Consider the following 7,971-nt stretch of genomic DNA (forward strand, 5'->3'; position numbering starts at 1 on the left):
TTGTTTGCTAAGGTTGGGCAGCATTCCATGCTACCAGTTTTTTACCTTTTGCCAACAAAATGTTCAAGCGTACACGCCCCCTGTGCGACCGCTGGACGGACAGGGGGCGGCTTAGACCAGCAGCGCGGCGCTCATGGCGTCGGCGTCGCCGGTGGCTTCCTGCAGCAGGGCCGAGATGGCGGGATAGTCGGCCAGGTATTGGGCCAGGGCGGCCGTGCGCAGCAGCACATGGTCGTCGGAATGGGGCATGGGCGAGAGCACGGGACACAGGTGCTTGGCCAGCAGCAGCGTGTCGCGCAGGCCGGCCGGCGGGAAACTGACCGCGCCGCCGCGCAGGGCGACGATGGCGGCGCTGACCGGCTCCGGCACCATCAGCTTTTTCATCAGCTCGCGCGCCACGATTTCGAGCGCGGCGCCCATCCAGTCTTCCGGCTCTTCGAGCAGGCCGGGCATGGTGTCGGCGCGCGACAGCAGATAGAAGCCACCGACTTCATGCATGATACCCGCGAACAGCGCGGTGTCGGCATCGACCAGGGTGATGCGCTTGGCGATCAGGTAGGACAGCGCGGCCACATGGGCCGAGTACTTCCACAATTGCTCGGCCTTGGCGCGCAATTGCGGATCACGGATGCGGCTGCCGAACTGGCGCACCACCATGGCCGCGGCCAGCGTGTAGAGATTGCGGTAGCCCAGACGCTGCACGGCGGCGCGCACGCTGGTGACGAGGGCGGCGCCATTGGAGCGGAACACGGCGGAATTGGCCAGGGCGACGGCGCGCGCCGCCAGCACCGGCTCGGCAAGGACTTTGCGGATGACGTCTTCATCATGGCAGTCGGGGTCGGCGACTGTCAGCTGCAGGGATAGCGCCGCATTGACGCTGGTGGGAAAAACCAGCTCGCCGCGCTGGGCCTCCGATACGATGAGTGCAAAGTCCTTGATCTTCTCCATTCCAAAATTATACTGTGGCCGCGCGCAAGGTGCGCATACTGCCCTGGCGGCGCGGCGCCGGCGGCGCTGGCGGCGGCAATTTCATCAACGCCGTCGGCGACTCGTCGCCCAGCGTGAAGATGCTGATCGCCTTCACCAGCGTCTGCGTCTGCTCCTGCAGGCTGGCCGAAGCGGCGGCGGTCTGCTCCACCAGGGCGGCGTTCTGCTGCGTGGTGTCGTCCATCTGCGTGACGGCCTGGTTCACCTGGTCGATGCCCATGCCCTGCTCCTGCGACGCGCTGGCGATGTCGGCCATGATGCGCGTGATGCCATGCACGCTGTTCAGCACCTCCTGCATGGCGCGGCCGGCGTCGCCCGCCAGCTTGTTGCCCAGCTCCACGCGCTCGACGCTATGGCCGATCAGATCCTTGATTTCCTTGGCGGCGCTGGCCGAGCGCTGGGCCAGATTGCGCACCTCGGACGCCACCACCGCAAAGCCGCGCCCCTGCTCGCCGGCGCGCGCCGCCTCTACCGCCGCGTTCAAGGCCAGGATATTGGTCTGGAACGCGATGCCGTCGATGACGCCGATGATGTCGACGATCTTGCGCGAGCTGTCGTTGATCTCGCCCATGGTGCGCACCACCTGCGACACCACTTCACCGCCCTTTTCCGCCACGCCGGCGGCCGTGGCCACCAGACCGTTCGCCTCGCGCGCATTGTCGGCATTTTGTTTGACGGTGGAGGTCAGTTCCTCCATCGAGGACGCGGTTTCCTCCAGATTGGAGGCCTGCGATTCCAGGCGCGAGGAGACATCGGCATTGCCGGTGGCGATATCGCGGCTGGCGGCGTTGATATTGTCGATGCTGCCGCGCACCTCGCCGACGATGCCGCGCAAGCTCTCGCTCATGGTCTTCAAGGCCCGCAGCAGGGAACCGACCTCATTTTCCGGCCCCACCTCAAACTGCGTGCCCAGCTTGCCCTGCGCCACCTGCTGCGCCACGCCGATGGCCGAATGCAGCGGCACCGTGATGGACCGCGCGATCAGCACTGCGATATAGGCCGCCAGCAGCACCAGCGCAAACATGGAGCCGAGCATCATCCAGCGCTGCTGGTGGAAGCGCGCGATCTTCTCGGTCAGCATCTTGTCGAGCAGTTTGGCGGCGGCCGCGTTCAAGGCGAACTGCATATCGATGGCGCGCGTGGTGAAGGCCACGTATTCCTCGCCGGAGTAGCTCAGTTGCTCGGGCTTGACGATGTTTTCTTGCGCCAGCTCGATGGCCTTGCGCGCGATGTCGGCCGCTTCCTGCATCGCCGGTCCCAGCTCGCGCCCGATTTCCGGGCTGGCAGCGGCGGCCTTGCCGAAGGCCGTCACGGTCTGGTCCAGGCGGTCGGTGACGCGCCCGGTGATCCCGGACAGCATCTGGCGGTCTTCGATGCTGGCTTCTTTTTTGGCCAGCAGGCCGGCGCCTTTGGCGCGCGTCTTGCCCAGTTCCTCGGTCAGGTAAGGCAACTGGTAGAACATGGCCTGGATCAGTTGATAGCCTTCCTTGTCCGGGTCCAGGCTCAGGCCGAAGGCATCGCCGATCAAGTCATTCATCTTCAGCAGCTTGGGCACCAGGGCCGTATGCGCCGCATAGCTTTGCGGCACCGTGATCTTGCCGTCGCTGACGGCGGCGCGCAGCGCTTCCCATTCGCGCTTGGCCACATCCTTGGCCTCGCTGATGGCGCGGTCGTTGAGCGAGGCCACCAGCTTATCCAGCTCGGCGTAAGCGGCGTCGGCTTCGGCCTGCTTGGCGCGGCGTTTTTCCTGCGCCGCCGCGATGCCGCCCAGGGCCAGCGCCGACAGGCCGCGGTGCTGTTGCGTCAGTTGTACAACGCGCAGGCCGTTGACGGCGGCCGGCAAGCCATCGAGCTCGCTTTCATAGGCGGCCAGCGCCTTGCCGGCCTCGTTCATATACAAATAGGTAGGAATGGCGGCCAACACCACCGCGATCACACTCAGAATCAGGAATTTTTGCCAGAGCTTGAGCCTGGCCAGAAGGGAATTGGTATTCATGAGAAAACCTCGCTACAGTCGTGGGGAGCACTTAGCTTGCCGTGCGATACGGCTTGTTTCCATCATAGGCCGATTTACCGTCTCGACGTGACATTTGGTGAGAATCCGTTGCAAAATTCATGTTGCTTTGCAACAACTATCAAACACTAACTCTCAACCGTACCGGAAAGCTTGGCTACCCGGCCAGAAACCGCAGTGATATATTGCCCATTATGAGACAAGTCCTGTCCGCCCTGGCGCTCCTTTGCGCCATGCTCACGGCCCTGCCGGCGCGGGCCGAGGTGGTAAATGTCTACACCAGCGCCAATTTCGCGCCCCTCCTCATCGGCGGCGGCGGCCAGGGCTTGTATCCCGACCTGATCGACTATCTCAACCGGCAGCAGCTCGGCGACCTCAGCTTCCGCCTCAACTACCTGCCGCGCAAGCGCCTGCAAATGCAGCTCGAAAACGGCAAGCTTGACGGCATCGTCATCGGCATGATGCCGGCCTGGCTCAACGACGAAGCCCAGCGCAAATACCTGTGGACCACCCCGTTCGCCATTGACCGCTTCGTGCTGGTGTCGCGCCGCGAACAGCCCGCCAACCCGGCCGTGGCCGGCGCGCTGTATGGCAAGACCATTGGCCTGACGCTGGGTTATGTCTATCCCGGCATCGATGAATGGATACGCCGCGAAGGCCTGCACCGCGCCGACGCCCTGAGCGAAGAAATCAATCTGGAAAAACTGCGCCTGGACCGCATCGACTGCGTCGCCGTCTCGGAATCGGTGGCGCGCTACTACCTCAAGAGCCACAATGCCGAAAACCGCTTCACGCTGTTCAATCTTCCGGGCCGGCAAACCGAACGCCGCTTCCTCGTGCCGCAGGGGCAGGCCGAAGTCTACGAGCGCCTGGCGCCCGTGATCCGCAAGCTCAAGGACGATCCGGCTTGGCTGCGCATTCTCAGCAAATACGAGTAGCGCTGATATTCCACATAAGCCCGCTGCATTTCCCTGGACATCGCCCCCTGCGCTGCTAGCTTGATTAGTGGAGGTGCCGATCATGCTCGATTTCAAAGACCAAACGCCCATCCAGCCCGGCTACGAAGAAGACTTCGCGCTGTGGCTGGACGCCCAGGCCGCGCTGCTGCGCAGCGGCCAGTTTGGCCAACTGGATATCGAGAACCTGACCGAGGAATTGCACGGCATGTCAAGCAGCCTACATCGCGAGCTGGGGAGCCGATTGGTGGTGCTCATCAAGCATCTGCTTAAGTGCGAATTCCAGCCCAAGCGCAAGAGCCGGAGCTGGCATTCCACCATCCACGAGCAACGCAGGGAAATCGACGCGCTCTTGGAAACCAGTCCCAGCCTGCGCCATCGACTGCCGGAATACTGCAAAAAAGCCTATCCGCACGTGCTCAAGGAGGCGGCGAACGAAACCGGCTTGCCGGATGCCAGCTTTCCACCCCAGCTGCCATACACCATCGAAAAACTGCTGAATGCCGACTTCCTGCCCTGACATTCAACATACACCGGCCGAATTTCCCTGGACATCCCCACCCTCACTGCTAGTTTGATTCGAGGAGGTGCCGACCATGCTCGACTTCAAAGACGAAACACCCGCCCTGCCCGATTACGAAGACGACTTCGTGCTGTGGCTGGAGGCCCAGACCGCGCTGCTGCGCAGCGGCCAGCTTGAACAGCTGGACAGGGAACATCTCATCGAAGAGTTGAACGGCATGTCAGCAAACCACCGCCACGCCTTGGCCAGCCGGCTGGAGATCTTGATCCAGCACCTGCTGAAATGCCAATTCCAGCCGCACAGAAAAACCAGCAGTTGGGAGGCCACTATCCGCATACAACGCAAGCATATCCGGCTGCTTCTCGACCAAAGTCCAAGCCTCCGCCAGTTGGTGGCGCCATACAGCGAGAAAGCCTATCCGCACGCGCTTAAAGACGCCATGCACGAAACCAGCCTACCGGCCAGCAGCTTCCCTCCCGACCTGCCGTACTCAAGCGAGCAATTGCTGAACGCCGATTTCCTGCCGTGATAATCCCTCACTGATATTCAACATACATCGGCCGAATTTCCCTGGAAATCCCCCCTCTCACCGCTAGTTTGATTCGAGGAGGTGCCGACCATGCTCGACTTTAAAGACGGAACACCCGCCGAGCCCGATTACGAAGACGACTTCGTACTGTGGCTGGACGCCCAGGCCACGCTGCTGCGCAGCGGCCAGTTTGCCCGGCTGGACATCGAGAACCTGATCGAGGAATTGAACGGCATGTCCCGGCACGAACGTCACGCCCTGAAAAGCAGACTCGAGATTCTGATTCAGCATCTGCTGAAATGCCGGTTCCAGCCGGAGCGAAAAACGCCAAGCTGGTCTGCCACGATCATTGAACAACGCGCAAGAATTCAAACGATATTGGACGACAGCCCAAGCCTCCAGCCAAAAATTGTGCAGTTTGCTAACAAAACCTATCCAGTAGTCGCCAGGAAGGCATCCATAGAAACAGGCTTGGCTCCCCTCGTTTTTCCGTCCACCCTCCCGTATATGGTCGAGCAACTGCTGGATGAGGATTTTCTACCTTGAAGGGATCGCATCCTGCTGCGAATTTTGCAAAAGAGGTAAAATGTCAGGTTTACGACGCGCTCCGCGCGCTGCACTACCGACATGACCACCGTTCCCAAAGAAATCAACGCCGCCGCCATCAAAAACAGCCCTGCCGAAAAAGTCACGCCGATGATGCAGCAATACCACAGCGCGACTTTTTTCTAACGCGTTTTCACTCTGAGGCGCGCTTCTGCGCTAGAGCCGACACATCAACAGTCCCCCGTCAGTCTCCTTCTAATGATGTAAATTGATGAGTGACGGGTTTGACTACTCCGAATCTCCGCCGCTCCAATCTCTCCAAGTCGGGCAACAACGCGACGCCGGTGGTGTGCGCAATGAAGTCATGCGCCTTGATCGGCCCCGAAAAAAAATTGGCGCCGTGCGCCACCACATACGCCACGCCGGATCGATAGGCGTCAAACTCGGTCCCGCTCCATAACGCCGAATCATTGGAGAGAGTCACATACAAGGCCTCCCCATTGGGAAGTATCAAGCCCAAAACGAACCCGGTGTCGATCGCGAGAAGGTGGATCGAATAGGCTCCGGCGATATGGAAAAACCGGGCCACTTGCTTCAAGTTGGGAGTGCTGGTGAGATATTCGGCCAGCTCATGGCGCTTCAAGAGGTCGCGCTCATGCATCGCCGCCCTTACTCGCTGTCCGTAAACGGAGTCAGCATACGCGTCTCCGAAAAGCTTGCAACCCAAGGCCCGCGCCAGTTTCGTCAAGAACCGCTCGTTGGCGTTGATGTCGATCGCCATGCTCAGGCTCCAAGGGAGCCCCGACATCGCCCCCGCCCGAATCTTCGCGAACTCTTCTTGCAGCTCTTCAGGTAGCGGAACCACTGCCTTCACGTCCCCCTCAGCCAATGTGAAGTTGCCCGCGTAACGCTGAGCCGTCTTGAACTGCTGCGCGAACGAGCGGATCGTAAACGCGGATTTGCCTTCATGCACGCTCGTCAAAAACAGGTATGCGCGCCCCGGAACCTTGCGACGTTTCACGGGGTTTCCACCGGCGTAAGTATCGAAGGCGGCAGAGTCCTCATCGCGAATATGATAAACATGCTCGCCGTTGGCCCCCTCCCACATCTCGCAGACCTCCCCTTCCCCAAACTCTAAGCTCTGAAGTCGACCCTTGTAAAAAAAGGGCGCCCAAGTGTTCAGGGCCTCCGGGTCCACAAAATCCATGAGCGACTTGGCGTAAAGGTTTTTATTCAACGCACCTTTTAAAAATGGGCCGTCGATGGCGACACCGGACCTGGAGTTGCAATCGCCGCAAACGGAGCGCGTTTTAAAGAAGTCGTCGCACAGCTTGCCGCCAATGCTGCTCGGAAAAATGTGCTCAAGGGAGAACGCGTCAAGCGGCTTGTCTTCGTCGCAGTAAATGCACTTCATCGTGGGCGCCCATCTGGCTCAAGGGAAAACCGCCATCTTACCGTGAGCGCCGGCGGCTCATCGCTTAGAATTGGGGCAACGAAAAGGAGAATAGCGGATGAGAGATTTGGGCCGATTGGGCGAGAGCTGTTTTAGGCAATGGTGCGCCAGCGCGGGCCTCGCGGCGAACAAGTCGGAGGTGGACACGACCGGCTGGGATTTCTTCGTCGAATTTGCCTTCTCGCCAAACGTCACGCGCTCTCCGTTTAGTCTCCACGAGGCGGCTTTGGAGTGCAAAATTCAAGTCAAGGCGACAGACAAGAGGGATCGAAAATGCGCGATCAGCCTCGCCAACCTTCGGCGCCTGGTCACAGCCCCCGTTCCAACGTTTTTCATTTTCATTGAGTTCAATGAGATGGAGGCTCCGCAACGCGTTTTCTTAAAGCACGTCGATTCGGCGCTGTGCTCCCGAGCGCTCAGCCGCATTCATGAAGCGGAGGCGTCGGATAAAGGAGACCGTTTGCACAAAATGACCATGACGGTTCGCTATGGCGACACGGACGCGCTGTCGGAGGTTAGCGGCGCGGCGTTGGCGGCCGCTTTGCGCGGCCACATTGGCGAGAGCATGGCGGAATATAGCGAGAGAAAGCGCGCCCACTTGGAGCAAGCGGGTTTTGAGGAAGGCTCAGCGACGGTTTGCATCACGGTCGAAGGCGAAGAGAATATCGCAAATTTCATTAACGCCACCATGGGAATTGAGAGCGGCGTGCCGGTTTCCGAGATCGTCGCCCATCATAAACGCTTCGGCAAAACGGCGTCGCGCCCCTTCATTGAAGAGGCTGGAGGCGTGATCGAGTTTGTCCGAACGGAGCCCGACCACCAAGGCGTTTTAACCATTAGCGCCGACAACTTGAGAGGCCACCTGTCTTGCCGTGGTCTAATTTGCCCGGACACCTCAATAGGTGGAAAATCCACTATCTGAGGAGTTAAAGCATGACGACAAGAAAACGTAAAACATTTGAT

Annotated in this window: 8 protein-coding genes; 5 read left to right on the forward strand and 3 right to left on the reverse strand. The window is 60.1% G+C overall.

Features of this window, described 5'->3' with window-relative positions; translation table 11 throughout:
* Positions 1–111: 111 nt before the first annotated feature.
* Entirely contained in the window at positions 112–948 is an 837-nt protein-coding gene (locus tag FHS03_RS10190) for an HDOD domain-containing protein (protein ID WP_183440859.1), read from the reverse strand.
* A 7-nt stretch (positions 949–955) separates the two neighbouring features.
* On the reverse strand, positions 956–2,983 hold the full coding sequence (locus FHS03_RS10195; RefSeq protein ID WP_183440860.1) for a methyl-accepting chemotaxis protein: 2,028 nt from the start codon (positions 2,981–2,983) through the stop codon (positions 956–958).
* Positions 2,984–3,195: 212 nt separating this feature from the next.
* Between FHS03_RS10195 and FHS03_RS10200 the strand changes: the two genes are divergently transcribed.
* The 4 genes from FHS03_RS10200 to FHS03_RS10215 all read left to right on the forward strand — a co-directional run bounded on the left by FHS03_RS10200 (position 3,196) and on the right by FHS03_RS10215 (position 5,555).
* Complete coding sequence (locus FHS03_RS10200; protein WP_183440861.1) at positions 3,196–3,939, forward strand: substrate-binding periplasmic protein; 744 nt, start codon at positions 3,196–3,198, stop codon at positions 3,937–3,939.
* Positions 3,940–4,021: 82 nt separating this feature from the next.
* Positions 4,022–4,477 (forward strand): DUF29 domain-containing protein, encoded by a 456-nt coding sequence (locus FHS03_RS10205; RefSeq protein ID WP_183440862.1) that lies wholly within the window; start codon positions 4,022–4,024, stop codon positions 4,475–4,477.
* Positions 4,478–4,553: 76 nt separating this feature from the next.
* Positions 4,554–5,009 (forward strand): DUF29 domain-containing protein, encoded by a 456-nt coding sequence (locus tag FHS03_RS10210; protein WP_183440863.1) that lies wholly within the window; start codon positions 4,554–4,556, stop codon positions 5,007–5,009.
* A 90-nt stretch (positions 5,010–5,099) separates the two neighbouring features.
* Positions 5,100–5,555 carry a DUF29 domain-containing protein gene (locus FHS03_RS10215; RefSeq protein WP_183440864.1) on the forward strand — a complete coding sequence of 152 codons (456 nt, stop codon included), beginning with the start codon at positions 5,100–5,102 and terminating at the stop codon, positions 5,553–5,555.
* 244 nt (positions 5,556–5,799) lie between these two features.
* Here the strand turns inward: FHS03_RS10215 and FHS03_RS10220 are convergent, their stop codons facing one another.
* Positions 5,800–6,969 carry an HNH endonuclease gene (locus FHS03_RS10220; RefSeq protein ID WP_183440865.1) on the reverse strand — a complete coding sequence of 390 codons (1,170 nt, stop codon included), beginning with the start codon at positions 6,967–6,969 and terminating at the stop codon, positions 5,800–5,802.
* Between the two features lie 178 nt (positions 6,970–7,147).
* Here FHS03_RS10220 and FHS03_RS10225 point away from each other — a divergent pair, with 178 nt between their 5' ends.
* On the forward strand, positions 7,148–7,930 hold the full coding sequence (locus FHS03_RS10225) for a hypothetical protein (protein WP_183440866.1): 783 nt from the start codon (positions 7,148–7,150) through the stop codon (positions 7,928–7,930).
* Positions 7,931–7,971: the final 41 nt, after the last annotated feature.

The sequence above is a fragment of the Pseudoduganella violacea genome, from assembly GCF_014191875.1.
Classification (GTDB): Bacteria; Pseudomonadota; Gammaproteobacteria; order Burkholderiales; family Burkholderiaceae_D; genus Rugamonas; species Rugamonas violacea_A.